The sequence below is a fragment of the Micromonospora sp. KC721 genome, from assembly GCF_004348355.1.
In the GTDB taxonomy this organism is placed as follows: domain Bacteria; phylum Actinomycetota; class Actinomycetes; order Mycobacteriales; family Micromonosporaceae; genus Micromonospora.
Genome location: NZ_SMJY01000080.1, coordinates 1 through 24,393, shown reverse-complemented (window position 1 = coordinate 24,393; position 24,393 = coordinate 1). Strand labels below are relative to the sequence as shown.

The 24,393-nt window shown below is 72.9% G+C and carries 22 protein-coding genes; 16 read left to right on the top strand and 6 right to left on the bottom strand.

Going from position 1 to position 24,393, the window contains the following annotated elements; translation table 11 throughout:
• Positions 1-163: 163 nt before the first annotated feature.
• The 7 genes from truB (at position 164) to E1182_RS15680 (ending at position 8,108) form a co-directional block, all read left to right on the top strand.
• Entirely contained in the window at positions 164-1,048 is an 885-nt protein-coding gene (gene truB / locus E1182_RS15710) for a tRNA pseudouridine(55) synthase TruB (RefSeq protein WP_132265599.1), read from the top strand.
• A 52-nt stretch (positions 1,049-1,100) separates the two neighbouring features.
• A complete protein-coding gene (locus tag E1182_RS15705) occupies positions 1,101-2,030 on the top strand; it encodes a bifunctional riboflavin kinase/FAD synthetase (protein ID WP_132265597.1) in 930 nt (309 codons plus the stop codon).
• 194 nt (positions 2,031-2,224) lie between these two features.
• Positions 2,225-2,494: a 30S ribosomal protein S15 gene (gene rpsO, locus E1182_RS15700; RefSeq protein WP_109804764.1), complete on the top strand. Its 270-nt coding sequence runs from the start codon at positions 2,225-2,227 to the stop codon at positions 2,492-2,494.
• A 221-nt stretch (positions 2,495-2,715) separates the two neighbouring features.
• Positions 2,716-5,088, top strand: a complete 2,373-nt coding sequence (locus E1182_RS15695; protein WP_132265595.1) for a polyribonucleotide nucleotidyltransferase — start codon at positions 2,716-2,718, stop codon at positions 5,086-5,088.
• An 89-nt stretch (positions 5,089-5,177) separates the two neighbouring features.
• Positions 5,178-6,497 carry a M16 family metallopeptidase gene (locus E1182_RS15690; RefSeq protein ID WP_371687553.1) on the top strand — a complete coding sequence of 440 codons (1,320 nt, stop codon included), beginning with the start codon at positions 5,178-5,180 and terminating at the stop codon, positions 6,495-6,497.
• 84 nt (positions 6,498-6,581) lie between these two features.
• Positions 6,582-7,355, top strand: coding sequence for a 4-hydroxy-tetrahydrodipicolinate reductase (gene dapB / locus E1182_RS15685; protein ID WP_132265590.1), 774 nt, complete (start codon positions 6,582-6,584; stop codon positions 7,353-7,355).
• A 279-nt stretch (positions 7,356-7,634) separates the two neighbouring features.
• Positions 7,635-8,108, top strand: coding sequence for a GNAT family N-acetyltransferase (locus E1182_RS15680; RefSeq protein WP_132265588.1), 474 nt, complete (start codon positions 7,635-7,637; stop codon positions 8,106-8,108).
• A gap of 9 nt (positions 8,109-8,117) precedes the next feature.
• Here the strand turns inward: E1182_RS15680 and E1182_RS15675 are convergent, their stop codons facing one another.
• Entirely contained in the window at positions 8,118-8,696 is a 579-nt protein-coding gene (locus E1182_RS15675; protein ID WP_132265585.1) for a GNAT family N-acetyltransferase, read from the bottom strand.
• Positions 8,697-8,731: 35 nt separating this feature from the next.
• On the opposite strand from E1182_RS15675, the gene E1182_RS15670 reads away from it, so the two are divergent.
• Complete coding sequence (locus tag E1182_RS15670; protein ID WP_132265603.1) at positions 8,732-10,042, top strand: glycosyltransferase 87 family protein; 1,311 nt, start codon at positions 8,732-8,734, stop codon at positions 10,040-10,042.
• On the opposite strand, the gene E1182_RS15665 is transcribed toward E1182_RS15670, so the two are convergent.
• Complete coding sequence (locus E1182_RS15665) at positions 9,941-10,492, bottom strand: GNAT family N-acetyltransferase (RefSeq protein ID WP_132265583.1); 552 nt, start codon at positions 10,490-10,492, stop codon at positions 9,941-9,943. The genes E1182_RS15670 and E1182_RS15665 overlap by 102 nt on opposite strands.
• Before the next feature lie 79 nt (positions 10,493-10,571).
• Between E1182_RS15665 and E1182_RS15660 the strand changes: the two genes are divergently transcribed.
• The 6 genes from E1182_RS15660 to E1182_RS15635 all read left to right on the top strand — a co-directional run bounded on the left by E1182_RS15660 (position 10,572) and on the right by E1182_RS15635 (position 17,648).
• The gene (locus E1182_RS15660; protein ID WP_132265581.1) at positions 10,572-11,801 is read left to right on the top strand and encodes a winged helix-turn-helix domain-containing protein; all 1,230 of its coding nucleotides are present in this window, start codon (positions 10,572-10,574) and stop codon (positions 11,799-11,801) included.
• Between the two features lie 4 nt (positions 11,802-11,805).
• Positions 11,806-12,342: a DUF2752 domain-containing protein gene (locus tag E1182_RS15655; RefSeq protein WP_243706228.1), complete on the top strand. Its 537-nt coding sequence runs from the start codon at positions 11,806-11,808 to the stop codon at positions 12,340-12,342.
• Between the two features lie 103 nt (positions 12,343-12,445).
• The gene (thyX, locus tag E1182_RS15650; protein WP_132265601.1) at positions 12,446-13,189 is read left to right on the top strand and encodes an FAD-dependent thymidylate synthase; all 744 of its coding nucleotides are present in this window, start codon (positions 12,446-12,448) and stop codon (positions 13,187-13,189) included.
• A 46-nt stretch (positions 13,190-13,235) separates the two neighbouring features.
• Positions 13,236-14,159: a 4-hydroxy-tetrahydrodipicolinate synthase gene (gene dapA, locus E1182_RS15645; RefSeq protein WP_132265576.1), complete on the top strand. Its 924-nt coding sequence runs from the start codon at positions 13,236-13,238 to the stop codon at positions 14,157-14,159.
• Positions 14,160-14,213: 54 nt separating this feature from the next.
• Complete coding sequence (locus E1182_RS15640; RefSeq protein WP_132265574.1) at positions 14,214-15,902, top strand: ribonuclease J; 1,689 nt, start codon at positions 14,214-14,216, stop codon at positions 15,900-15,902.
• 186 nt (positions 15,903-16,088) lie between these two features.
• The gene (locus E1182_RS15635) at positions 16,089-17,648 is read left to right on the top strand and encodes a S1 family peptidase (protein ID WP_132265572.1); all 1,560 of its coding nucleotides are present in this window, start codon (positions 16,089-16,091) and stop codon (positions 17,646-17,648) included.
• Positions 17,649-17,768: 120 nt separating this feature from the next.
• On the opposite strand, the gene E1182_RS15630 is transcribed toward E1182_RS15635, so the two are convergent.
• Complete coding sequence (locus E1182_RS15630; RefSeq protein WP_132265569.1) at positions 17,769-19,376, bottom strand: YbjN domain-containing protein; 1,608 nt, start codon at positions 19,374-19,376, stop codon at positions 17,769-17,771.
• On the bottom strand, positions 19,373-19,849 hold the full coding sequence (locus tag E1182_RS15625) for a YbjN domain-containing protein (protein ID WP_132265567.1): 477 nt from the start codon (positions 19,847-19,849) through the stop codon (positions 19,373-19,375). The genes E1182_RS15630 and E1182_RS15625 overlap by 4 nt, the downstream gene beginning before the upstream one ends.
• Before the next feature lie 114 nt (positions 19,850-19,963).
• Here E1182_RS15625 and E1182_RS15620 point away from each other — a divergent pair, with 114 nt between their 5' ends.
• The gene (locus tag E1182_RS15620) at positions 19,964-22,429 is read left to right on the top strand and encodes a DNA translocase FtsK (RefSeq protein ID WP_132265564.1); all 2,466 of its coding nucleotides are present in this window, start codon (positions 19,964-19,966) and stop codon (positions 22,427-22,429) included.
• Between the two features lie 137 nt (positions 22,430-22,566).
• Here the strand turns inward: E1182_RS15620 and E1182_RS15615 are convergent, their stop codons facing one another.
• Both E1182_RS15615 and E1182_RS15610 read right to left on the bottom strand, forming a co-directional pair.
• Complete coding sequence (locus E1182_RS15615) at positions 22,567-22,809, bottom strand: hypothetical protein (RefSeq protein ID WP_132265562.1); 243 nt, start codon at positions 22,807-22,809, stop codon at positions 22,567-22,569.
• Between the two features lie 118 nt (positions 22,810-22,927).
• Positions 22,928-23,242, bottom strand: a complete 315-nt coding sequence (locus tag E1182_RS15610) for a multidrug efflux SMR transporter (RefSeq protein ID WP_132265560.1) — start codon at positions 23,240-23,242, stop codon at positions 22,928-22,930.
• Between the two features lie 214 nt (positions 23,243-23,456).
• Between E1182_RS15610 and E1182_RS15605 the strand changes: the two genes are divergently transcribed.
• Positions 23,457-24,380 (top strand): ornithine cyclodeaminase family protein, encoded by a 924-nt coding sequence (locus E1182_RS15605; RefSeq protein WP_132265558.1) that lies wholly within the window; start codon positions 23,457-23,459, stop codon positions 24,378-24,380.
• Positions 24,381-24,393: the final 13 nt, after the last annotated feature.

The window sequence follows — 24,393 nt, the reverse complement described above, 5'->3', positions numbered from 1 at the left end:
CATCTGGGCGGGGCTCACCCTGTTCGTGGTGATCCGGCTCGTGGCGCTGCTGCTGCGGCTGCGCTCCGGCGGGTGGGCGGTCGTCGGGGCGGTGCGCTGACCGGGCCCGGAAACCGCCCTGCGGTGACGGCGGCCGTGGCCCCGTCTGGCAGGCTTGGCGGTCGTGAGCACTGACGGTCTGATCGTGGTGGACAAGCCCGGCGGCATGACGTCGCACGACGTGGTGGCGCGGGTCCGCCGACTGGCGCGGACGAGGCGGGTCGGGCACGGCGGCACCCTCGACCCGATGGCCACCGGTGTGCTGGTGATCGGGGTGGGCCGGGCGACCCGGCTGCTCACGTACGTCATCGGCGCGGGCAAGAGCTACACCGCGACGGTCCGGCTGGGGCAGGCCACCGTCACCGACGACGCCGAGGGCGACGTGATCTCCACCACCCCGGCAGGGCAGCTCACCGACGCGGCGGTGCGCGCCGCGTTCACGGCGCTGACCGGCGAGATCGACCAGGTGCCGAGCGCGGTCAGCGCCATCAAGATCAACGGACAGCGAGCGTACCAGCGGGTGCGCGAGGGGGAGAGCGTCGAGCTGCCCGCCCGCCGGGTCACCGTCTCCCGCCTCGACGTACGGGCGATCCGCCGCGACACCCCCGACGTGGTGGACGTCGACATCGACGTGACCTGCTCGTCCGGGACGTACATCCGGGCGATCGCCCGCGACGCCGGGCTGGCGCTCGGCGTCGGCGGGCACCTCACCGCGCTGCGGCGTACCGCGGTGGGGAATTTCACCCTGGCCGAGGCCGCCACCCTCGCCGACCTGGAGCAGCGCGCCCCCGAGGTGGTCAACCTGCCGCTCGACGTGGCGGCCGACCGGTACTTTCCGCGCCGGGACGCCACCGCCGCCGAGGCGAGGACGCTGTCCCACGGCGGTCCCCTCGACGCGGCCGGGCTCGCCGGACCGTACGCCGTCTTCGGCCCGGACGGTGGCCTCATCGCTATCGTCAGCGAGCGGGACGGCCGGGCCCGCGCGGAGATCGTGCTCGCCCCGGCCTGACGGACCACGCAGGGTGGTCGCCGGCCGTCGCCGGCCGGCGGGGAGGAGAGACATGCAGCGGTGGCGAGGGTACGACGCGGCGCCCGGCGGGTGGGGGCGGGCGGTCGTCACCATCGGCGTCTTCGACGGCGTGCACAAGGGGCACCAGGCGACCATCGGGCACGCCGTTGCCCGGGCCCGGGAACTGGGCGTGAGGTCGGTGGTGGTCACCTTCGACCCGCACCCGGCCGAGGTGGTGCGCCCCGGCTCGCACCCCGCCGTGCTCACCGAACCGGCCCGCAAGGCCGAACTGATCGAGGCGCTCGGCGTGGACGTGCTCTGCGTGGTGCCGTTCACCCCGGAGTTCTCCCGGCTGCCCGCCGAGGAGTTCGTGCACGACGTCCTCGTCACGCACCTGCACGCCGCGCTGGTGGTGGTGGGGGAGAACTTCCGGTTCGGGCACCGGGCGGCCGGGGACGTCGCCCTGCTGGAACGGCTCGGCCGCACCTTCGGCTTCGCGGTCGAGGGTGCACCGCTGGTGGCCGAGGCCAACACGGTCTACTCCTCGACGTACATCCGCTCCTGCGTCGACGCCGGTGACGTGGCCGCCGCCGCGGCGGCGCTGGGCCGCCCGCACCGGGTCGAGGGTGTGGTGATCCGCGGCGACCAGCGCGGACGTGAGCTGGGTTACCCCACCGCCAACCTGTTGACCCACCGGTACGCGGCGGTGCCCGCCGACGGTGTGTACGCAGCCCGGCTGGTCCGGCGGGGTCACCCCGAGCCGCTGGCGGCGGCGGTGTCCATCGGCACCAACCCGACCTTCTCCGGGCGGGAACGCCGGGTGGAGGCGTACGCGCTGGACTTCTCCGGTGACCTGTACGGCGAGCGATTGGCCCTGGATTTCGTCGCGCACCTGCGGGAGCAGCGCAGGTACGACGCAATCGAGCCGTTGCTGGCCCAGATGGCCGAGGACGTCGAGCGGACCCGTGACCTGCTGGGTTGAGCGTGACCACCGGGTGCGTCGCCGCCCTTGACCGGCCGGTACCGGCGTGGGCTGGTAGTGTTGCGGAGACGTCGGCTGACCGACGTGGGGCCTCGCGTGCCTGCACGACGCCGCGGGTGCGAGGAACCGGTCCGTTCCCCGGTCTCCGACCGGTCCGACGGACCTCAGCGAACAACCCACGAAACAGGGAGAACATGGCGCTCGACCAGGAAGCCAAGGCAAAGATCCGCACGGAGTACGCGACCGCCGAGGGCGACACCGGTTCGCCGGAGGTGCAGGTCGCGGTCCTCACCAAGCGGATTGCCGAGCTCACCGAGCACCTGAAGGTGCACAAGCACGACCACCACAGCCGCCGCGGGCTGCTGCTGCTGGTCGGCCGTCGCCGTCGGCTGCTCAACTACGTCCAGAAGAAGGACATCAACCGCTACCGGTCGCTCATCGAGCGGCTCGGTCTGCGCAGGTGACGAAACGGGGGAGTGGCTGCGGCCGCTCCCCCGTTCCGGTACCACTGAAGGAAACGGGCCGCGCGACCACCCGATGAGGGAGCCGGTCAGCACCGGTCTCCGGTAGTGGCCCCCGGGCACCCCGGCACTACGCCGGCCACCCGGGCGCTTCGATCGAAGACCGGCCGTCTGAGCAGCTCCCCGCGTCGTGGGCCCCCGATGCGAAGGAGCACGACAGCACCATGACCGAGACCAACCTCGGCACCGAATCCCGTACCGCCGTGATCGACAACGGGGCCTTCGGCACCCGGGAGATCACGTTCTCCACCGGCCGCCTGGCCCGCCAGGCCGCCGGCTCCGTCGTCGCCCAGCTCGGCGAGACGGTCGTCCTCTCCGCGACCACCGCCGGAAAGCAGCCGAAGGAGCAGTTCGACTTCTTCCCGCTGACCGTGGACGTCGAGGAGCGGATGTACGCCGCGGGCCGGATCCCCGGCTCGTTCTTCCGCCGCGAGGGTCGGCCCAGCGAGGACGCGATCCTCACCTGCCGGCTGATCGACCGGCCGCTGCGCCCGTCGTTCGTCAAGGGCCTGCGCAACGAGGTCCAGGTCGTCGAGACCATCCTCGCGCTCGACCCGCAGCACCCGTACGACGTGGTGGCGATCAACGCCGCCTCCATGTCGACCAAGCTCTCCGGCCTGCCGTTCTCCGGCCCGATCGGGGCCACCCGGATGGCGCACGTGGACGGCCAGTGGGTCGCCTTCCCGACCATCGAGGAACTGGCCCGGGCCACCTTCGACATGGTGGTGGCCGGTCGCGCCCTGGCCGACGGCGACGTCGCGATCATGATGGTCGAGGCGGAGGCCACCGAGCACACCGTGGCGCTGGTCGCCGGCGGCGCACCGGCCCCGACCGAGGAGGTCGTCGCCAGCGGCCTGGAGGCCGCCAAACCGGCCATCCGTGAGCTGTGCCGGGCGCAGAGCGAGCTGGCCGAGGTCGCCGCCAAGCCGGTCGCCGAGTTCCCGGTCTTCCTGGACTACCAGGACGACGTGTACGGCGCGGTGGCCGAGGTGGCCCGTGCCGAGGTCGCCGAGGCCCTCAAGATCGCCGGCAAGGCGGACCGCGAGGAGGCCCTGGACCGGGTCAAGGCCAAGGTCGCCGAGGAGCTCGGCGGTCGTTTCGAGGGGCGGGAGAAGGAGCTCAGCGCCGCGTTCCGGTCGCTGACCAAGTCGGAGGTCCGCAACCGGGTGCTGCGTGAGCAGGTCCGCATCGACGGCCGCGGCCCGCGTGACATCCGGCCGCTGACCGCCGAGGTGGGCGTGCTGCCCCGGGTGCACGGCTCGGCGCTGTTCGAGCGCGGCGAGACCCAGATCCTGGGCGTCACCACGCTGAACATGTTGCGCATGGAGCAGTCGCTGGACACCCTCTCCCCGGAGAAGTCCAAGCGCTACATGCACAACTACAACTTCCCGCCGTACTCCACCGGCGAGACCGGTCGGGTCGGTTCGCCGAAGCGGCGCGAGATCGGCCACGGCGCCCTGGCGGAGCGGGCGCTGATCCCGGTGCTGCCGGCACGCGAGGAGTTCCCGTACGCCATCCGGCAGGTTTCCGAGGCGCTCGGCTCCAACGGCTCCACCTCGATGGGTTCGGTCTGTGCCTCGACGCTGGGCCTGCTCAGCGCCGGTGTGCCGCTGAAGGCGCCGGTCGCCGGCATCGCCATGGGCCTCATCTCCGACGAGGTCGACGGCAAGACCCGGTACGTGACGCTGACCGACATCCTCGGTGCCGAGGACGCGTTCGGTGACATGGACTTCAAGGTTGCCGGCACCCGGGACTTCGTCACCGCGCTGCAACTCGACACCAAGCTCGACGGCATCCCGTCGGACGTGCTGGCCGCCGCTCTCCAGCAGGCGCACGAGGCGCGGCAGACCATCCTCGACGTGATGCAGGCGGCGATCGAGGCTCCGGCCGAGATGTCGGACTACGCGCCGCGGGTCACCACCGTGAAGATCCCGGTCGACAAGATCGGCATGGTGATCGGCCCGAAGGGGCAGACCATCAACGCCATCCAGGACGAGACCGGCGCCGAGATCTCCATCGAGGACGACGGCACCATCTACGTCGGCGCGACCAACGGGCCGTCGGCCCAGGCCGCGGTGGACCGGATCAACGGCATCGCCAACCCGACCCTGCCGAAGGTGGGCGAGCGGTTCCTCGGCACGGTGGTCAAGACCGCCGCGTTCGGCGCGTTCGTCTCGCTGCTGCCCGGCCGTGACGGCCTGCTGCACATCTCCAAGGTGGGCGACGGCAAGCGGGTCGAGAAGGTCGAGGACTTCCTCAACGTCGGTGACCGGGTCGAGGTGGAGATCGCCGACATCGACGCCCGCGGCAAGATCTACCTGGACAAGGTCCGGCCGGAGGGTGCGGAGGCGCCGGCCGCCGCCGAGACCGCCGAGGCTGCCGACGGTGAGCGTCCGGCCGGTCGGGACCGGGGCGGCGACCGTGGGCCGCGCGACCGTGGTGAGCGGGGCGACCGCGGCGACCGGGCACCCCGTGGTGAGGGTGGTGGCGAGGGCGGCGGCGAGTCGCGTCCGCGTCGCCGGACCCGGCACAGCTGATCGGATCGGTGACCGGCCGGGCGGCGACGCCGCCCGGCCGGTTCCGGGTCACCGCACCACCCACCCCTCGTCAACTGGGAGCAGGTTTCGTGAGTCGGACTGGGCGTTCGTCTTTTCCTGCGGGTCGACGGGAAGTGGTGGACGGGTCGGTGCGCCGTACGGTGCTGCCCAGCGGGCTGCGCGTGCTCACCGAGGCGATCCCGGCGATGCGCAGTGTGTCGTTCGGCATCTGGGTGGCGGTCGGTTCCCGCGACGAGACCGGCCGGCAGGCCGGTGCCGCGCACTTCCTGGAGCACCTGCTGTTCAAGGGCACCCACAAGCGCAGCGCGCTGGACATCTCCGCCGAGATCGAGGCGGTGGGGGGCGAGACCAACGCCTTCACCACCAAGGAATACACCTGCTACTACGCCCGGGTGCTGGACGAGGACCTGCCGCTGGCCATCGACGTCATGTGCGACCTGGTCGCCGACTCGGTGCTGGCGGCCGCCGACGTGGAGACCGAACGCGGCGTGATCCTCGAAGAGATCGCCATGCACGACGACGAGCCCGGCGACGAGGTGCACGACCTGTTCGCCCGTGCCGTCTACGGCAACCATCCCCTGGGCCGGCTGATCTCCGGCACCGAGGAGACGGTCACCCCGATGACCCGGCGGCAGATCCAGGGCTTCTACCGCCGCCGCTACACCCCGCCGCACATCGTCGTCGCCGCCGCCGGCAACCTCGACCACGCCACGGTGGTCCGGCTGGTCCGTCAGGCGCTGCGGGACACCCCGCTGGACACCGCGCCGGCCGCGCCGGCCGCGCACCGGGCGGCCACCCCGGCGGTACGCACGAAACCGGCCACCACCATGGTCGAGTCGAAGGAGACCGAGCAGGCGCACGTCATCCTCGGCTGCCCCGGCATCGCCCGCACCGACGACCGTCGGTTTGCCCTCGGCGTGCTCAACAACGTCCTCGGCGGCGGCATGTCCAGCCGGCTGTTCCAGGAGATCCGCGAGCAGCGCGGGCTGGTCTACTCGGTCTACTCCTACGCCAGCCAGTACGCCGACAGCGGCCTCTTCGCCGTCTACGCCGGCTGCGCGCCCGGCAAGGTGGACGAGGTGCTGGCCCTGACCCGCGCCGAGCTGGCCCGGGTCGCCGCCCAGGGAATCAGCGAGGCGGAGCTGGCCCGGGGCAAGGGCATGAGCAAGGGCTCGTTCGTGCTGGGGCTGGAGGACACCGGCTCCCGGATGAGCCGGCTGGCCAAGGGCGAACTTCTCTACGGCGACCTGACGCCGGTCGACGACCTGCTCACCCGGGTCGACGCGGTGACCCTCGACGACGTGAACACGCTCGCCGCCGACCTGCTCGCCCGACCGATGTCGCTGGCGGTGGTCGGCCCGTTCGACCGGCACCGCTTCTCCGCCTGACCGCCGTCCCCGGGACGGGCCGGCTGGTGGGACGGTTGGCGGTCCCGGAGCGTGCCCGCGTCCGACTGGGATAGGTTGTCGCCCGTGACTGAGGAGCAGGAGAAGGGCCTGGCCGAGCCGATCCGGGTCGGTGTGCTGGGAGCCCGGGGCCGGATGGGCGTCGAGGTGTGCAAGGCGGTCGATGCCGCCGCCGACATGGACCTGGTGGCCATGGTCGACCAGGGCGACTGGTTGTTCAACGCCTCCGACGCCGGTGCCGAGGTGGTTGTCGACTTCACCACGCCGGACGTGGTCATGGACAACCTGCACTGGTGTATCGATCAGGGGATCAGCGCGGTCGTCGGCACCACCGGCTTCACCGAGCAACGGATCGAGCGGGTGCGCGGCTGGCTGGAGCGCAAGCCCGGGGTCGGCGTGGTCATCGCGCCCAACTTCGGCATCGGCGCGGTGCTGATGATGCAGTTCGCCGCGAAGGCCGCCCGGTACTTCGAGAGCGTCGAGATCGTCGAGCAGCACCACCCGCGCAAGCTCGACGCCCCCAGCGGTACCGCCACCCACACCGCCCGGCGGATCGCCGCCGCCCGCGCCGAGGCGGGGCTCGGACCCGTGCCGGACGCCACCGCCGACGAGGTGCCGGGTGCCCGCGGCGCCGACATCGACGGGGTACGCGTGCACGCTGTCCGCGCCACCGGTCTGGTCGCCCACCAGGAGGTGCTCTTCGGCACCACCGGTGAGACGCTGACCATCCGGCACGACTCGTACGACCGGGTGTCATTCATGCCGGGGGTGTTGCTGGCGGTCCGCGCGGTGCGACACCGGCCGGGCCTCACCATCGGCATCGACGACCTGCTGGACTGAGGCGCCGGTCGCTCCGGGGGCGACGGCAGATGCCTGTCCGTGCGCTACAAACCTGACTGCATGCATGGATCGGCCGGCGAGCCGGCGCGGGCGTCACCGCGGTGGCTGAATCATTGACGCCGTCAGATCGGTAGCGTCCGGCGGCACGCCGGCCGTCGGTTGCGGACGCCGTCCCGACGCCGACGAGATCGCACGGTCGGTGCTTGCCGGCAATACGGACGGCGCTTGTCGCCGGTGCGGCCGAGACTCGCGGCCGGCGCAGGGCCTAGGCTCATCCCCATGATCGATTCAGGGCTGCGCGACCGGGCCGGCCGACACGTCACGTTGCGTCCCGTCGACGACCAGAACTGGCGGGGCGTCGCCGACGTCGCGCCCCGCGACGACCAACGCACCTGGGTGCCCGCCCTGGCGGCCCGCTACCTGGTGCTGACCATGCGCTCCGACGTGTGGACGTCGCTGGCGGTGGTCGCGGACGAGACGGTGGTCGGGCACGTCATGTGGGGCGTCGACGACGACGGTTCCCGTTGGCTCGGCGGCCTGGTCATCGACGCGGCCGAGCAGGATCTGGGTGTCGGGCGGGCCGCCGTCCGGACCCTGGTGGACTGGCTGGCGGGGCAGGACGGTGGCGGGCACCCGATCCGCCTGTCGTACCACCCGGACAACGCCCCGGCGGCCGCCCTCTACCGGTCACTGGGGTTCAGGCCGACCGGAGCGATGGAGGACGACGAGATCGTGGTCGAGCTCCACCCCTGACCGGCGGACTCAGTCGGCGTCCGGCGCGGAGGGGACCGCGACGTGCAGCCGGAGCTGGGGCACCAGCATGTCGTCCACATCCAGCGCACGGGCCGCGCCGTCGGGCTCCCAGCCGGTGCTGGTGAGGAACTTCCGGGTTGCCTCGTCCCCCTCGAACGCCCAGGCCACCGCGCGGCGCAAGCCGTCGGCCCGCCAGCCGTCCACGGCGGCGGCGAGCAGCCGGCTGCCGTGCCCTCGGCGCCCCCAACGCGGCTCGACCAGCAGGTCGGTCACCGCGGCCACGTCCGAGCCCAGGGACTCGGCCGGCTCCTGCGGCGCGAGCGCCTCGGCGTCCGCCGGCCCGGAAGCGACGAACCCCACCAGATAGGATTGCTCGGCCTGTTCGACGGCGACCAGCACGCGGTGCGCGCCGGAGGGCGGCTCCTGCACCGCCGCGCGCCACCGCCGGGCCAGCCACGCCTCGTCCAGGTTGTCGAGCACGTGCCGTGGCAGGATCCGGCGATAGGCGACCCGCCAGGTCGCGAGCTGGATGCGTGCGATCTCGCCGGCGTCCTCGGGACGCGCCGGGCGGACGTACCCGAGAGCCATGGGACGCAAGCCTACGCAGGGTGGGGGAGACGATGGTGGCGCAGGGTGCCAGGCGGACGGCCGCGCAGGTCGTCGGGGTGGTGGCGCTCGCCGTCGCGGTGGCCGCCTTCCTGTCGGTGGCAGCCGTGCGGCACGGCTTCTTCGACCTGAAGGTCTACTACGGCGCGCTGCACTTCTGGGTCCACGACCACGGCGAGATCTACGACTACCTCAAGCCCGGCACCCAGTACGGCTTTACCTACCCGCCCTTCGCGGCGCTGGTCATGCTGCCGATGGCGTACCTGCCCTGGATGGCGGCGATCGTGATGAGCGTGGCCGCCAGCGTGCTGGTGAGCACCGTGCTGATCTGGTGGCTGCTGAACCCGGTCGCCCGCCGGGCCGGCTGGACCCGCTGGTTCGCCCTCGCGGTGGCGCTCTGCCTGGCCGCCGCGTACGAGCCGATGCGGGAGACGGTCAACTTCGGTCAGGTGAACATGCTGCTGCTGTTCCTGGTCGGGGTGGACCTGCTGCGGCTGCTGCCGGCCGGCAACCGGTGGGCCGGGGTGGCCATCGGCCTGGCCACCGCGATCAAACTGACCCCGGGCATTTTCATCGTCTACCTGCTGATCACCGGGCGGTGGCGGGCCGCGGTCACCTCGATGGCCGCCGCCGCGGCTGCCACCCTGCTCGCCGCCGCGCTCTTTCCCGACGCGTCGCGCGAGTTCTGGACCTCGGCGCTGTGGAACACCGGCCGGGTCGGCGAACTCGCGTTCGTCTCCAACCAGTCGCTGCGCGGCGTGGTGGCCCGGCTCGCACCCCAACACCCCAGCACCCTGGCCTGGCTGGCGCTGGTGCTGGTCACCCTCGCGGTGTGGGTTTGGCGGTCCCGGGCCGCGGTGGCGGTCGGCGACGAGGCCGCCGGCCTGGCTCTGACCGGCGCGGTGATGTGCCTGGTCAGTCCGGTGACCTGGGTGCACCACCTGGTCTGGCTGCTGCCCGCGCTGATCCTGCTGGTCGACAACGCCGTCGCCGCGCCGCCGCGCAGCGTCCGCCGCCGTGCCCTGGCCACGTTCGCGGCCGTCGGGTACGGGCTGCTGACCAGCCGCATCGTCTGGGCCTGGGAGAAGGACTTCACCGGCGTGGACGGCTTCCTCGGCGGCAACACCTACGTCTGGATCAGCCTGGCGCTGCTGGTGCTGCTGCCGATCCGCACCTGGGCCGCGCCGGTGGCCGGCTCCGGCCCGGACCGGGTCGGCCCGGGCGGGTCAGCCGCCGAGCCGGCCGGCGTAGCGCAGCTCGTCGAGCGGGACCGGGGGACGGCCGCCGGAGAGCGGCACCGGGTAGGTCGTCCGCTCACCGTCGGCTAACAGCCCGGCTCGCTCCCAGAAGCGGCGGGCCCGGGTGTTGCCGGCCAGCACCCACAGCCGGTAGCGCCGCCAGCCCCGTGCCGCCAGGCCGGTGTGGGCGGCGGCCAACAGTGCCCGGGCGGTGCCGTCGCCCCAGTGCGCCGGCTCCACGTACATCGCCAGAACCTCGCCGCAGGTCGGGTCCAGGTCGCCCCGGTCCTGGTCGTTGCGGTACGGCCCGAACGTGGTGAACCCGGCTGGCGTCCCGTCGACCTCGGCGAGCAGGGTGGTGAACGGGTGCTCCGGGTCGGCCGTGCCGAGATCCCGCCGGCGCTGTGCCCACGCCACCGGGTTGAGCCGGCCCAGCACCTCCGCCGGCATGAGCCCGGCGTAGCCGGCCTGCCAACCGTGGACGTGCACCCGGGCGATCGCCTCGGCGTCTTCAGGTTCTTCGCGGCGGATGGTCAGCATGCGTCCGTTGTATGCCGTACCGGGGTGGTTGGTCCAGCCTCCGCTCCGTGTCGTACCGCTGCTCTAAAGTTCTGCGACGATGGCCGCACCGGAATCGCTCTCCCTCGCCCAGGCCCGGCGGGTGGCGCTCGCCGCCCAGGGCTTCGCCGACCCGCCGCCCGGCGGGGTGCCCACCCGGCGGCACCTACGCCGGGTGCTGGACCGGGTCGGGTTGATCCAGATGGACTCGGTCAACGTCCTGCAACGGGCGCACTACCTGCCGCTCTACAGCCGGCTCGGGCCCTACCCGACCGCGCTGCTCGACGCCGCCGCCTACCGCGCTCCCCGGGAGCTGTTCGAGTACTGGGGCCACGAGGCGTCGCTGGTGCCGGTGCGGCTGCACGCCGCGCTGCGCTGGCGGATGGCCCGCGCCCGCGACCATGCCTGGGGTGGGATGCGCCAGGTCGCGCAGGAGCAACCCGAGCTGGTCGCCTGGGTCCGCGACGAGGTGGCCGCGCGGGGGCCGCTCACCGCCGCCGAGATCGAGCACGACGCGCCCCGGGAGACCGGCAACTGGGGGTGGAACTGGTCGGCGGTGAAACGGGCACTGGAATACCTCTTCTGGGCCGGCGAGGTGACCGCCGCCGAACGGACCCCCTCCTTCGCCCGCCGCTACGACCTGCCCGAGCGGGTGCTGCCGGCAGCCGCCCTGAACGCGCCCACCCCGACCGACGCGCAGGCGTACCGGACGCTGGTGTCGGTGGCGGCCCGCTGCCTCGGGGTGGCCGCCGAGTCGGAGCTGCGCGACTACTTCCGTCTCCCGCTGGCCGGCACCCGGCAGGCCATCGCCGAGCTGGTCGAGGCGGGGGAGTTGCTGCCGGTGACGGTGCGCGGCTGGCGGCAGCCCGCCTGGCTGCACGCCGGGGCCCGGCTGCCCCGGTGGGTGCGGGGCAACACCCTGGTCAGCCCCTTCGACCCGCTGGTCTGGGAACGGGCCCGCACCGAGCGGCTCTTCGGCTTCACCTACCGGATCGAGATCTACGTGCCGGCCCCCCAGCGGGTGTACGGCTACTACGTGTTGCCGTTCCTGCAGGGGGAGCGGTTCACCGCCCGGGTAGACCTCAAGGCCGACCGCAAGGCCGGGGTGCTGCTGGTGCCGGCGGCCTGGCGGGAGCCGGGCGTCGACGAGGGGGAGACCGCCGTCGCGCTCGCCGCCGAGCTGTACCGGCTCGCCGGCTGGCTCGGCCTCGACACGGTGGCCCCACCGGCGGCCGGTGACCTCGCCGCCCCGCTGGCCGCCGCGTTGACCGGCGTGGCCGGTGTACGGTGAGCGCGTGACGAGCGTCGACGGGCCGGGCACTTCGCAGCAGGATGCCCCCGGGGCCGGCTGGCCCGCCGGGGCGTACCCGTACCCGCCGGTCGAACCGGATCGGCTCACCCGGTTCGTGCTGCGGGTGCACGAGCGGGCCCCGCGCTGGGCGGTGCCCCTGGCCGCTCTCGGCTGCGTCGGCATGGGGGTGGCGTACACGCTGGTCAGCGACCCGACCCGGAGCGCGCCGGACGCGGAGCCGAGCTGCCTGCTCAAGCTCACCACCGGGCTGGACTGCCCGGGCTGCGGCGGCACCCGCGCCCTGTGGTACGTGCTGCACGCCGACCTGCCGGCCGCCGCCCGGCACCACCTCGTCTTCGTCTTCGCGCTGCCCTTCCTGGCCTACCTCTTCGTGGCCTGGGCGGGAAACCAGGCGTTCGGCTGGCGCCTGCCCGAGCTGCGGATCAGCCCTCCGATGATCGGCGGCTTCCTCGGTCTGTGGCTCGCCTTCTCGGTCGTGCGCAACCTGCCCTGGGCGCCGTTCACCTCCCTGTACGTGTGACGTCCGCCCGAGCCAACCCGACGATCGGGTGCGGCGTCTCACGTCCGTGAACCCACCTTTCCTCACGGTCGACCCGGCCACTACAGTCGCAGGAATGCCGGAGATGGTGCAGCCCCAGGTCAAGCTGATCGCGTGGACCCAGTTCCAGGCCCCGGACGACGTGCCGTGGTCGACCGACGCCGACGGCGGTCAGGCCCTGGCCGAGTTCGCCGGGCGGGCCTGCTACCAGAGCTGGAAGAAGCCGAACCCGGCCACCGCCAGCAACGCCGGCTACCTCGCCCACATCCTGGAGGTCGGGCACCTGTCGGTGCTGGAACACGGCTCGGTGAGCTTCTACTTCACCGGCGTCTCACGCTCGTTCACCCACGAACTGATCCGGCACCGGCACTTGTCGTACTCCCAGCTCTCCCAGCGCTACGTCCCCGAGCGGGACGCGGCGATGGTCGAGCCCAGGGTGATCGCCGAGGACCCGGAGCTGCACAAGAAGTTCGTCGAGGCCGCCGAGGCGAGCGTCCGGGCGTACACCGAGCTGCTGGAGGGGCTGGAGCAGCGCTTCGCCGACGAACCCAACCCCACCCTGCGCCGCAAACAGGCCCGACAGGCGGCCCGCGCGGTGCTGCCCAACGCCACCGAGACCCGCATCGTGGTCACCGGCAACTACCGCGCCTGGCGGCACTTCATCGCCATGCGCGCCACCGAACACGCCGACGTCGAGATCCGCGAGCTGGCCGTGGAGTGCCTGCGCCAGCTCCAGCAGGTCGCCCCGAACGTCTTCGGCGACTTCGTCGTCACCACCCTGCCCGACGGCAGCGAGGTGGCGGCGAGTCCGCACCGCGAGTGGTCCTGAGCCCTTCGCCACCGGCCCGCCGGTGGTCGTCCGCTAGGTTGTGAACATGACGCACGACCACCCTGCCGCTCCCGACCGGGGCCCGTCGCGCCCCTTCGGCCGACTGATCACGGCCATGGTGACCCCGTTCACCGCCGACGGCTCCCTTGACCTCGACGGCGCCGTACGGCTCGCCACCCACCTCGTCGACGAGCAGGGCAACGACGCGCTGGTGCTCAACGGCACCGCCGGCGAGTCCCCGACCACCACCGACGCGGAGAAGGAGGCCCTGGTCCGGGCCGTCGCGGAGGCGGTCGGTGACCGGACCCGGATCCTCGCCGGAGTGGGCACCAACGACACCCGGCACACCATCGAGCTGGCCCGCTCGGCGGAGAAAGCCGGCGCGCACGGCCTGCTCGTGGTCACCCCGTACTACAGCAAGCCGCCGCAGAGCGGGCTGCTGCGCCACTTCACCACGGTCGCCGACGCCACCGGGCTGCCGGTCATGCTCTACGACATCCCGCACCGCGCCGGGACGGCGATCGACACCGAGACGCTGGTGCGGCTGGCCGAGCACGGCCGGATCGTCGCGGTGAAGGACGCCAAGGGCGACCTGACCGCGACCAGTTGGGTGACCAGCCGCACCGACCTCGCCTTCTACAGCGGCGAGGACGCGCTCACCCTGCCCGCGCTGTCCGTCGGGGCGGTCGGGGTGGTCGGCACCTCCACGCACTTCACCGGCGCGGGCACCAAGCGGATGATCGAGGCGTACGAGGCGGGCGACCACGCCGGGGCGTTGGCCCTGCACCGGAGGCTGCTGCCGCTGTACACCGGGATCTTCCGCGCGCAGGGAGTGGTGCTGGTGAAGGCGGGCCTGGCGGCCAAGGGCCTGCCGGCCGGCCCGGTGCGTTCGCCGCTGGTGGACGCCACTGCGGACGAGGTCGCCCAGTTGCGGGCCGACTGCGCGGCGGCGGGCCTGGACCTTTCCTGACATGACCGGACGACACGACGGACGCCGTATGGCGTCGCAGAATGAGGTGGACGCGTGACCGAGGCGCACATCGAGGCTGAACTGCCGCCGCCGCTGCCGGAGGGCGGCCTGCGGATCATCCCGCTTGGCGGGCTCGGCGCCATCGGTCGGAACATGACGGTCTTCGAGTTCGACGGCAAGCTGCTGATCGTCGACTGCGGGGTGCTCTTCCCCGACGTCGAGCAGCCCGGGGTCGACCTGATCCTGCCGGACTTCGGCCCGATCCTGGACCGGCTCGGCGACGTCCAGGCGATCGTGCTGACCCATGGCCACGAGGACCACATCGGCGCGGTGCCGTACCTGCTCGCCCACAAGCCGGACATCCCGCTGGTCGGTTCGCAGTTCACCCTGGCGTTGGTGGAGGCGAAGCTCGCCGAGCGGCGGATCCAGCCGTACACGCTGACCGTGCGGGAGGGCGGCCGGGAGCGGTTGGGCCCCTTCGAGTGCGAGTTCTTCGCCGTCAACCACTCCATTCCGGATGCCCTCGCGGTGGCCATCCGCACCCCGGCCGGCCTGGTGCTGCACACCGGCGACTTCAAGATGGACCAGCTCCCGTTGGACGGCCGGATCACCGACCTGGCGGGGTTCGCCCGGCTCGGTGCCGAGGGTGTGGACCTGCTCCTGTCGGACTCCACCAACGCCGAGATCCCCGGGTTCGTCACGCCGGAGCGGGAGATCGGGCCGGTGCTCGACTCGATCTTCGCCAAGGCGCGCGGCCGGATCATCGTGGCCTCGTTCGCCTCGCACGTGCACCGGGTGCAGCAGGTGTTCGACTCGGCGGTCGAGCACGGCCGCAAGGTGGCGCTGATCGGCCGGTCCATGGTCCGCAACATGGGCATCGCCCGCGATCTCGGTCTGCTCAACATCCCGCCCGACCTGGTGGTCGGGTTGGATGAGGCGACCACCCTCCCACCGGACCGGATCGTGCTGATGTCCACCGGTTCGCAGGGCGAGCCGATGAGCGCCCTGGGCCGGATGGCCAGCGGCGACCACCGGCACATCACCATCGCCCCGGGCGACACGGTGGTGTTGGCCAGTTCGCTGGTGCCGGGCAACGAGACCTCGGTCTACCGGGTGATCAACCGGCTGGCCCGGGCCGGCGCGGTGGTCGTGCACAAGGACGTGGCCAAGGTGCACGTCTCCGGTCACGCCCCCGCCGGTGAGCTGCTCTACCTGCTCAACGTCACCCGGCCCAGCAACCTGATGCCGGTGCACGGCGAGTGGCGGCACCTGCGCGCACACGCCCGGCTGGGCATCGAGTCCGGGGTCGCGCCGGACCGGGTGGTGCTCTGCGAGGACGGCGACGTTGTCGACCTGGTCGAGGGCCGGGCCCGTCTGGTCGGGCACGTGAAGAGCCGGTACGTCTACGTCGACGGGCTGGCCGTCGGTGACGTCAGCGAGTCGCTGCTCACCGAGCGGCGCATCCTCGGTGACGGCGGCTTCATCGCCACGACCGTGGTGGTCGACTCGGTCACCGGCAAGGTGGTCGCCGGGCCGACCGTGTCGGCGAAGGGCTTCTCCGAGGACCCGGAGGCGTTCAATCCGGTGATCCCGCTGGTCACCGAGGCACTCAACCGGGCCGCCTCCGACGGCATCACCGACCCACATCAGCTCCAGCAGATCGTCCGGCGCACGGTGGGGCGGTGGGTCAACGACGCGTACCGGCGCCGTCCCATGATCGTCCCGACGGTTGTCGAGGTCTGAGCCACGTCACCTCGCACGCCGGTTCACCGTCCTCGGTGGACCGGCGTCGTCGGGTCTGGGTAGGACCAACCCGTGACGAGCTGAACACGGTGGGCTGAAAGACTCCGACAGGTTCAACCGATCGGCGTCCGTCTTCGTACTCCCGGTCGGCAGGCGTACCCGCGCCGGCCGGGAGGAGCATGGCGGATGGACCGCAAACGGATGACAGCCATCGGTGTCGTGGTGGCGGCGCTGGGTTTGACGGCGGCGGTGACCCTGCCGTCGTTCGCCGGGCAGAGCGCCGCGCCGGGCACCGGCGGACCGGCCGGGGCGACCGCCACCGACGGGGTGGCCCCTGAGGTGGTGGACGCGCTGCGCCGCGACCTGCGGCTCAGCCGCGAGCAGGCGGTACGGCGGCTGACCGCCGAGCGGCAGGCCGCCGGCACGGTGAACCGGTTGCGGACCAGCCTCGGCGGCGACTACGGCGGTGCCTGGCTCAGCGCCGACGGGTCCACCCTAACCGTCGCGGTGGCCGACCCGGCGCAGGCGGCGAAGGTGAAGGCGGCCGGCGCGGTCCCGAAGCAGGTGCGGCGGGCCGTCAACGAGTTGGACGCGGTGAAGAGCCGGCTCGACTCGGTGGGTCGCACGGCCACCCCGGAGATCACCGGCTGGTACGTCGACGTCGCCACCAACTCGGTGGTGGTACTCGCCCAGCCGGGTGCGGAGGCCCGGGCCCGCCGGTGGGCGGCCAACAGCGGTGCCCCCGCCGACGCGGTGCGCGTCACCACCTCCCGCGAGCAGCCGCGTCCGCTGTTCGACCTGGTGGGCGGCGAGCCGTTCTTCATCAACAACGCGGGGCGCTGCTCGATCGGCTTCTCGGTGGTGGGCGGATTCGTCACCGCCGGGCACTGCGGCCGGGTGGGGGCCCGCACCACCGGCTTCAACCAGGCCCAGCAGGGCACCTTCGCGGCGTCGTCGTTCCCCGGCGACGACTGGGCGTTCGTGCGTACCAACAACCAGTGGACCCCGCAGGGCGTGGTGACCGACTTCAACGGCGGCGTCGTGCCGGTCAACGGGTCCACCGAGGCTCCGGTCGGCGCCTCGATCTGCCGTTCCGGGTCCACCACGGGTGCCCGCTGCGGCGTGGTCCAGGCCAAGAACGCCACCGTCAACTACCCGGAGGGGACGGTCACCGGACTGACCCGGACCAACGTCTGCGCCGAGCCGGGCGACTCCGGCGGCTCCTGGATCTCCGGTGACCAGGCGCAGGGTGTCACCTCCGGTGGTTCGGGCAACTGCACCGTCGGTGGGGTCACCTTCTTCCAGCCGGTCAACGAGATCCTCCAGCGCAACAACCTGACGCTGGTGACCGCCAACAACGCCCAGCAGAGCACGCAGCCGCAGGCCCCGGCCACCGTGCCGCCGGCGCAGGCCTCGCCGCCGCCGGCCACCGGCGACACCGCCTGCGCCGGCACCGTCCGCCGCAGCGGAACCCTCACCGCCGGCCGGGCGCAGGCCCAGCCGGACGGCCGCTTCTACGTGGCACAGGCCGGTGCGCAGAGCGCCTGCCTGGAGGCGGCCGGCAACGGCCGGCTGCTGCTGGAGCTGCAACGCTTCACCGGGGGCGCCTTCCAGACCGTCGCCCGGGCCGCCACCGTCGACGGGGTGGCGAAGCTTTCCGCCAACGGCGCCGCGGGGGCGTACCGGTACCGGATCACCGCGCTGAGCGGCTCGGCCTCGTACACCCTGGCGTTCTCCGCGAACTGACCCGCCGGGTAGCCGCCCGGCCACCCACCCGCCACCGCGGGCCACGCCCGCGGTGCCCCGACAGCGGCCCCCGACCTCCACCGCCCGGTGGTCGGGGGCCGCGCCGCGTGGCGGGCGCCCTCAGGGCAGCGCCGCCACCGCCCGCGCGTACGCCACGCCGGTGGCCACCGCCGAGTCGACCAGCACACCGAGCTGCGCCGGGGCGACCCCGTGCGCCAGGTCGGTGGTCACGTCGCCGGCCAGCACCAGCTCACCGTCGCCCGGCTCGTGCACGTACGCCTTGGGCAGCAGCCGGTCGTGGTTCCAGGCGTTGCAGAACGCGTACGTCTCGGCGAGCCGGTCCGCCGGCAGCCGCCGGTCCGCGAGCACCCGGGCGTGCAGGATCTCCCCGCGCTCACCGACCTGCCGGAACTGGATCACCGCCTCGTGCCACCGGCCGACCACGACACCGCCGGCCTGCACGACGTAGCCGTCGCCGCGGCGGTCCAGCACGTCGGTGAGCATCGACAGGCGCAGCGGGACCGGCTCGTCGGCGGCCGGCGCGAGGGGCGGTTCGTCCTGCGCCGGCTCGTCGGGCCCGTCGACGGGCAGGGGCACCACCGCGCCGCAGGGCCGCTCGGCCAGCCAGGAGGCGATCCGGCCGGACTGGTGGCCGGTGCCGTTGCGGGCGTCGAAACTGCCGGCCAGCCCGGTGGCCAGGGTCAGCAGGTCGGTGCCGAGGGTCGCCACGTCCAGCTCGGCCGTCGGCCGGCCGCCGTGCCCGGGGCGGTGCATCCGCCGGTCGCCCAGTCCCGCCTCGGCGGCGACGGCGCAGACCAGCGCCCCGGCGGCGGCGAACTCCATCGCGGACAGGTCGTCGTACGGGTGGTCCAGCCGGGGCAGCTGCTCGGCGAGGATCGCCAACCCCCGCTCCGGGTGCCCGCCCAGGGCGCAGAACCGCAGGTGTGCGGCGAGCCACGGGAAGGCCGCCGGTTCCCGCCGGTGCCGCCGGTACGCCCGCAGGTGCGCCTGCCCAGCCCGCGGCGCCTCTCCGGCGCGCAGCCACGGCAGCAGTCCCGCCGCCAGGGCCCTTTCCGGCTGGTCGGTGCAGTCCACCGCGCCGGCTGTGACCGGTCGCAGGACGTCGCTCGCCGCCGCGTCGTCGCCCCAGCCGGCGAGCAGTTCGGCCCGGCGGACCGGTAGGCACCCGGGGCAGCCGGCCGTCGGATCGGGCGGGGCGGCGGACCAGACGGCGTACCAGTGCCGGGCGGTCGGCTCGTCGCCGAGGTGGTCGGCGAGCCGGCAGCGTAGCTGGGCCACCAGAGCGTTCTCTTCGCCGACCCGCTCGGTGAGGTCGTCGAGGAGGGCACGGACGGTGTCCAGGCCGATCCGTGGGGTGCCGATCGCCGCTTCGACGGCGTACCGCTGGTGCCGGCGCAGCAGGTCGGCGTCGCCGGGACGCTCGACCAGCAGTTCGGGGCACCGGTCGAGGGTGGACAGGCAGCGCCGCACCGGCTCGACCAACCGCCACCGGTGGCCGTGCAGCAGGTACGCCTCCACCAGCGCGAGCCGGGCGTCCAGTGCGGACCGGGGGTCGCCGAGCGCGTCGGCGCGGGCGGCGAGCCGGTCCAGCTCCGCGAGGCGGGCCTCGCCGTCGGGCAGGTCCCGAGCGTCGTCCAGGGCGACCACCAGCTCGGGGGACCGGGCGGCCACCAGCGGGCGTCGGCCGTCGTCGGGTCCGCCGGTCACCGGGTCGTCCCGCCGGGCAGCCGGCCGACGGCGGCGGCGAGCTGGCAGCCGGTGGAGATGCCGCAGTCGATGAGCTGGTCGAGCTGGTGCGGGGTCACGCCATGTTCCAGGTCGGTGGTGACCTCACCGCAGACCCGGGCCACCCCGTCGTCGTCGACGTGCACGAACGCCTTCGGCCAGAGCCGGTCGTGGTTCCAGGAGTTGCAGAAGGCGTAGAGCGCGGGGACGTACTCGATGCCGAAGGCCGGGGCGGCCATGGTGCGGACCTGGAGCAGCTCGCCGGCCTCACCGGGACGGAGGAACCAGATCAGGTTGTCGTCCCAGCGTCCGACCAGGTCGCCGTCGTGGTCGGTGGACCAGGCGTAGCCCCGCCGGTCCAGTACGGCGGCGACCAGTTCGCGGCTCAACGGCCGCAGGGTCTGCGGGTGCCCGGCCAGGGGGTCCGGACCGTCCTCGAAAGCAGGCGACGCCATCGGGCATCCCTTCCTGAGGCGAATAACACGTCTGCGCGCGCGGCCCGTGCTGCGACACACGGACACGACCCGGAAAAGCGGCGATCTTCCGGGGCACGCCGTTACGGTGACTCTATGGCGGGCCGTACCTCTCAGGCGAGCCGGCGACGCGGCGCGTCGCCGCGCGGAACCACGAACAGCCGTGCCCGCCAACCAGCGAAGAAGGCCACCAAGGCCGGCAGGGCGACACCCCGGCGGCGGACGGCGGCCCGGCCCGGCCCGGCGGCGTACGTCGGGCGGGCGGTCGGTGCCCTGTGGATGGGCCTGGCGCACGGGGTCGGCTGGGCGGTGCGTGGCGCCGGCCGGCAGGTCGCCTCCGCCCGGGACCTGGACCCGGAGCACCGCCGCGACGGCGCCGGGCTGTTTGTGTTCGGCCTGGCCATCCTGAGCGGAGTGGGGATCTGGTTCTCCGGTGCCGGCCCGCTCGGCGAGCGGATCGCCGACACGGCACGGCTGTTCCTCGGCGCGATCGCGATCGTGGTGCCGGTGCTGCTGATGATCGGTGCCTGGCGGCTGATGCGTACCCCGCCCGACCCGGCGCACCGTGGACGCGGCCTGATCGGTTGGGGTTCGATGCTGGTCGCCACCGCGGCCATGCTGCACATCGGCCAGGCCCCGGTGGACGGGACGCAGCGCGACTACGCGGGCGGGCTGATCGGGGCCGGCGTCGGTGACGTGCTGAAGGCGGCGGTCACCTCCTGGGTGGCGGTGCCGCTGCTGATTCTGCTGCTCCTCTTCGGACTGCTGGTGGTCACCGCCACTCCGATCAACAAGATCCCGGAGCGGCTCGGCCTGCTCGCCGGGACTCTCGTCGCCCCGCCGGAGACCGACGCAGCCGAGGTGGTGGTCGAGAAGCCGGCCCGCCGCCGGCCCCGGAAGAAGGCTCTGCCGCCGGACCCGGACGCCCTGGACGCTCTGGACGACGACCCCGACGCGGTGGATCTCCAGGACACCCTGGTGCTGCCCCGCAAACCGCCGGCGAAGGTGCCGGCCAGTCGCCGGCCGGTGGAGCCGCCCGAGCACTCGCCCCCGCCGACCCGCGCCGAGCAGTTGGCGCTCACCGCGACGGACGGGGACTACACCCTCCCGCCGGCCAACATGCTCAGCAGCGGCGCCGCGCCGAAGACCCGCAGCAAGGCCAACGACGAGGTGATCGCCGCGTTGACCGGGGTGTTCGACCAGTTCGGGGTGGACGCCGAGGTCACCGGCTTCACCCGCGGCCCGACCGTCACCCGGTACGAGGTGGAGCTCGGCCTGGGCGTCAAGGTCGAGCGGATCACCCAGCTTTCCCGCAACATCGCGTACGCGGTGAAGTCTCCCGACGTGCGTATCCTGAGCCCGATCCCGGGCAAGAGCGCGGTCGGCGTGGAGATCCCGAACACCGACCCGGAGAACGTCGCCCTCGGCGACGTGCTGCGCTCCCGGGCCGCCACCAGCGACCACCATCCGATGGTGGTGGCGCTGGGCAAGGACATCGAGGGTGGCTACGTGGTGGCCAACCTCGCGAAGATGCCCCACATTCTGATTGCCGGGGCCACCGGGGCCGGCAAGTCGAGCTGCCTCAACAGTCTGTTGGTGTCGATTCTGACCCGGGCCACCCCGGACGAGGTGCGGCTGCTGCTGATCGACCCGAAGCGCGTCGAGATGACCGGCTACGAGGGCATCCCGCACCTGGTCACGCCGATCGTGACGAACGCGAAGAAGGCGGCCGACTCGCTGGAGTGGGTCGTCCGCGAGATGGACATGCGCTACGACGACCTCGCCGCCAACGGGGTCCGGCACATCGACGACTTCAACCGCAAGGTACGCAACGGCGAGATCAAGGCCCCGCCGGGCAGCGAGCGGGAGCTACGGCCGTACCCGTACCTCTTGGTGATCGTGGACGAGCTGGCCGACCTGATGATGGTCGCGCCGCGCGACGTGGAGGACTCGGTGGTCCGGATCACCCAGCTGGCCCGGGCCGCCGGCATCCACCTGGTGCTGGCCACCCAGCGTCCCTCGGTGGACGTGGTGACCGGTCTGATCAAGGCGAACGTGCCGTCCCGGTTGGCCTTCGCCACCTCCTCGCTGGCGGATTCACGGGTCATCCTGGACCAGCCGGGCGCGGAGAAGCTGCTCGGGCGCGGTGACGGTCTCTTCCTGCCGATGGGTGCGTCGAAGCCGATCCGGATCCAGGGCGCCTGGGTGACCGAGCGTGAGATCGCCGACGTGGTCAAGTTCTGCAAGGACCAGCGGGAGCCGGAGTTCCGTCCGGACGTGCTCGCCCCGGCGCAGGACAACAAGAAGAAGGTCGACGAGGAGATCGGCGACGACCTGGACCTGCTGGTGCAGGCGGTGGAGCTGGTGGTCACCTCCCAGTTCGGCTCCACCTCGATGCTGCAACGCAAGCTGCGGGTCGGCTTCGCCAAGGCCGGCCGGCTGATGGACCTGATGGAGACCCGGGGGGTGGTCGGCCCGTCCGAGGGCTCCAAGGCCCGGGACGTGCTGGTCAAGCCGGACGAGCTGGAGGAGGTCCTGGCCGGTCTGCGCGGCGGGGAGTGACGGCGAAAGGCCCGCCGTTCGGCGGGCCTTCGCGTGCTGGTGCGCTCGTCGGGGTCGGGGTCCGGTGCCGCGCACCGGCCGGCTGGTGCCCCGGTGCCGCGTACCGACGGGCGGTTCCCCGGACGACCGCAGGGCGGTCAGTTGAGCACGGCGGCGGCGAGCGCGACGCCGATCACCGCGCCCACGACGCTGGCGCCGGCGGCGTACCAGCCGAGCGGCTTGTCGCCGAGAACCGCGCCGACGATGCCGAGTGCCAGGCCGGCGATGCCGAAGATCACCGGTGCCACGAAGATCGCGACGACGGCGAAGACGAAGGCCAGGATCGTGCAGATCCGGGCGGCGTTGCTGCGCGGGCGGGCGGTCGCGTGCGTGTCGGCCATGACGTCCTCCGTGGTGAGAGCCGAAATCCTGCGGTCGGTTGGTCCCTACCCGTTCGGGCGGGTCAATAGACATCCCCCGTTGCCGCCTGCGAGGAATGACCGCAATCGGGCCAGCCGGTCAGTGGAAGATCTTGAGGCCGACCACGCCGGCCACCACCAGCAGCAGGCAGATGATGCGGGGCAGGTTGGCCGGCTCGCCAAGGGCCACCATGCCGACCAGCGCGGTGCCCACCGCGCCGATGCCGACCCAGACCGCGTACCCGGTGCCGACCGGGATCTCGCGCAGGGCGTACGCCAAGCCGGCCAGGCTGGCCACCATCGTCACCACGAAGACGATCGACGGGACGGGCCGGGTGAAGCCGGCGCTGCGGTCGAGGGCGATCGCCCACGCGGTCTCCAGCAGTCCGGAGACCACCAGCACGATCCAGGCCATGAGATCTCACCTCGGGATTCCGTCCCGGGCCGTCGCGGGCCACGGGACGAGTCGGGCGGGTCGCGGGCGTCTGTCCTGACCGGGTACGCCCATTGCTCGTCCGGGGCGGCCGGGGCCGCCGGAGCCGACGCTAACACCGCCCATTGACCGCCTACCGGTGACGTTTCCCACCATCCATCGAGTTGAAGTCAACTTGACGTTTCATGATGGCCGCATGACCGTGTTTGTCACCGACCGGGACGTCGCCGCCGCACTGGACGCCGCCACCACCGTCGCGACCATGCGGGACGCCCTGCTGGCCGCCCACGCCGGCCGGCTCGTCGCACCACCCCGGGCGTCCGTCCCGCTGACCGGTGGACGGATGGTGCTCACCGCCGGCCACCTCACCGACCAGTGGTACGGCTTCCGCTCCTACGACACCCTGAACCTGCCCGAGTCCGAGCAGCTCGTGGTGCTGCACGACGGGCGTACCGGTGCGGTGCGGGCGGTCGCGGTCGGCGAGGAGCTGGGGTCGCGGCGTACCGGAGGGGTGGGCGGGGTGGCCGTCGACGCCCTGGCCCGCCCGGGCGCGACCACCCTGGGCGTGGTCGGCTCCGGCCGGCAGGCCTGGACGCAGGTCTGGGCCGCCAAGGCGGTACGCCCGCTGCGCGAGGTGACCGTGCACAGCCGGTCGGCGGCCCGGCGCGAGGCGTTCGCGGCCCGGGTTCGCGCCGAACTGGGCGTACCCGCCCGGGCCGTGGCCACCGCCCGGCAGGCGGTCGCCAACCGGGAGATCGTGGTGCTCGCCACCACCAGCGTCACCCCGGTGCTGGACGCTGCCGACCTCGCCCCGGGCACCCACGTCAACGCCGTCGGCTTCAAACAGGTCGACCGGCACGAATTCGGCACCGACCTGCTGGAGCGCGCCGACGTGCTGGTCACCGACTCGCCGACGCAGGCCACCGCGTACGTTCCGCCGATGCTCGCCGCCGTCGAGCCGTACGCGGCCGGGCTGCGTGACCTGGGTGCGGTGCTGGCCGGCGCGGTCCCTGGCCGCACCGGTGCGGACCAGATCTCGGTCTTCTGCTCGACCGGCCTGGCCGGCACCGAGGTCTTCCTGCTCGACCGGTTGGTCCGGGTCGGCGCGGCCACCGTCTGACCCGCATCCGCCG

What these genes read in the sequence shown, in the direction of transcription:
- E1182_RS15680 (WP_132265588.1), top strand. Translation starts at nt 7,635, where the DNA reads ATGATCGATTCAGGGCTGCGCGACCGGGCCGGCCGACACGTCACGTTG.
- E1182_RS15605 (WP_132265558.1), top strand. Translation starts at nt 23,457, where the DNA reads ATGACCGTGTTTGTCACCGACCGGGACGTCGCCGCCGCACTGGACGCC.
- E1182_RS15615 (WP_132265562.1), bottom strand. Translation starts at nt 22,809, where the DNA reads ATGGCCGACACGCACGCGACCGCCCGCCCGCGCAGCAACGCCGCCCGG.
- dapA (WP_132265576.1), top strand. Translation starts at nt 13,236, where the DNA reads ATGACGCACGACCACCCTGCCGCTCCCGACCGGGGCCCGTCGCGCCCC.
- thyX (WP_132265601.1), top strand. Translation starts at nt 12,446, where the DNA reads ATGGTGCAGCCCCAGGTCAAGCTGATCGCGTGGACCCAGTTCCAGGCC.
- E1182_RS15660 (WP_132265581.1), top strand. Translation starts at nt 10,572, where the DNA reads ATGGCCGCACCGGAATCGCTCTCCCTCGCCCAGGCCCGGCGGGTGGCG.
- E1182_RS15705 (WP_132265597.1), top strand. Translation starts at nt 1,101, where the DNA reads ATGCAGCGGTGGCGAGGGTACGACGCGGCGCCCGGCGGGTGGGGGCGG.
- E1182_RS15625 (WP_132265567.1), bottom strand. Translation starts at nt 19,849, where the DNA reads ATGGCGTCGCCTGCTTTCGAGGACGGTCCGGACCCCCTGGCCGGGCAC.
- E1182_RS15620 (WP_132265564.1), top strand. Translation starts at nt 19,964, where the DNA reads ATGGCGGGCCGTACCTCTCAGGCGAGCCGGCGACGCGGCGCGTCGCCG.
- E1182_RS15635 (WP_132265572.1), top strand. Translation starts at nt 16,089, where the DNA reads ATGGACCGCAAACGGATGACAGCCATCGGTGTCGTGGTGGCGGCGCTG.
- E1182_RS15610 (WP_132265560.1), bottom strand. Translation starts at nt 23,242, where the DNA reads ATGGCCTGGATCGTGCTGGTGGTCTCCGGACTGCTGGAGACCGCGTGG.
- E1182_RS15695 (WP_132265595.1), top strand. Translation starts at nt 2,716, where the DNA reads ATGACCGAGACCAACCTCGGCACCGAATCCCGTACCGCCGTGATCGAC.
- E1182_RS15665 (WP_132265583.1), bottom strand. Translation starts at nt 10,492, where the DNA reads ATGCTGACCATCCGCCGCGAAGAACCTGAAGACGCCGAGGCGATCGCC.
- rpsO (WP_109804764.1), top strand. Translation starts at nt 2,225, where the DNA reads ATGGCGCTCGACCAGGAAGCCAAGGCAAAGATCCGCACGGAGTACGCG.
- E1182_RS15675 (WP_132265585.1), bottom strand. Translation starts at nt 8,696, where the DNA reads ATGGCTCTCGGGTACGTCCGCCCGGCGCGTCCCGAGGACGCCGGCGAG.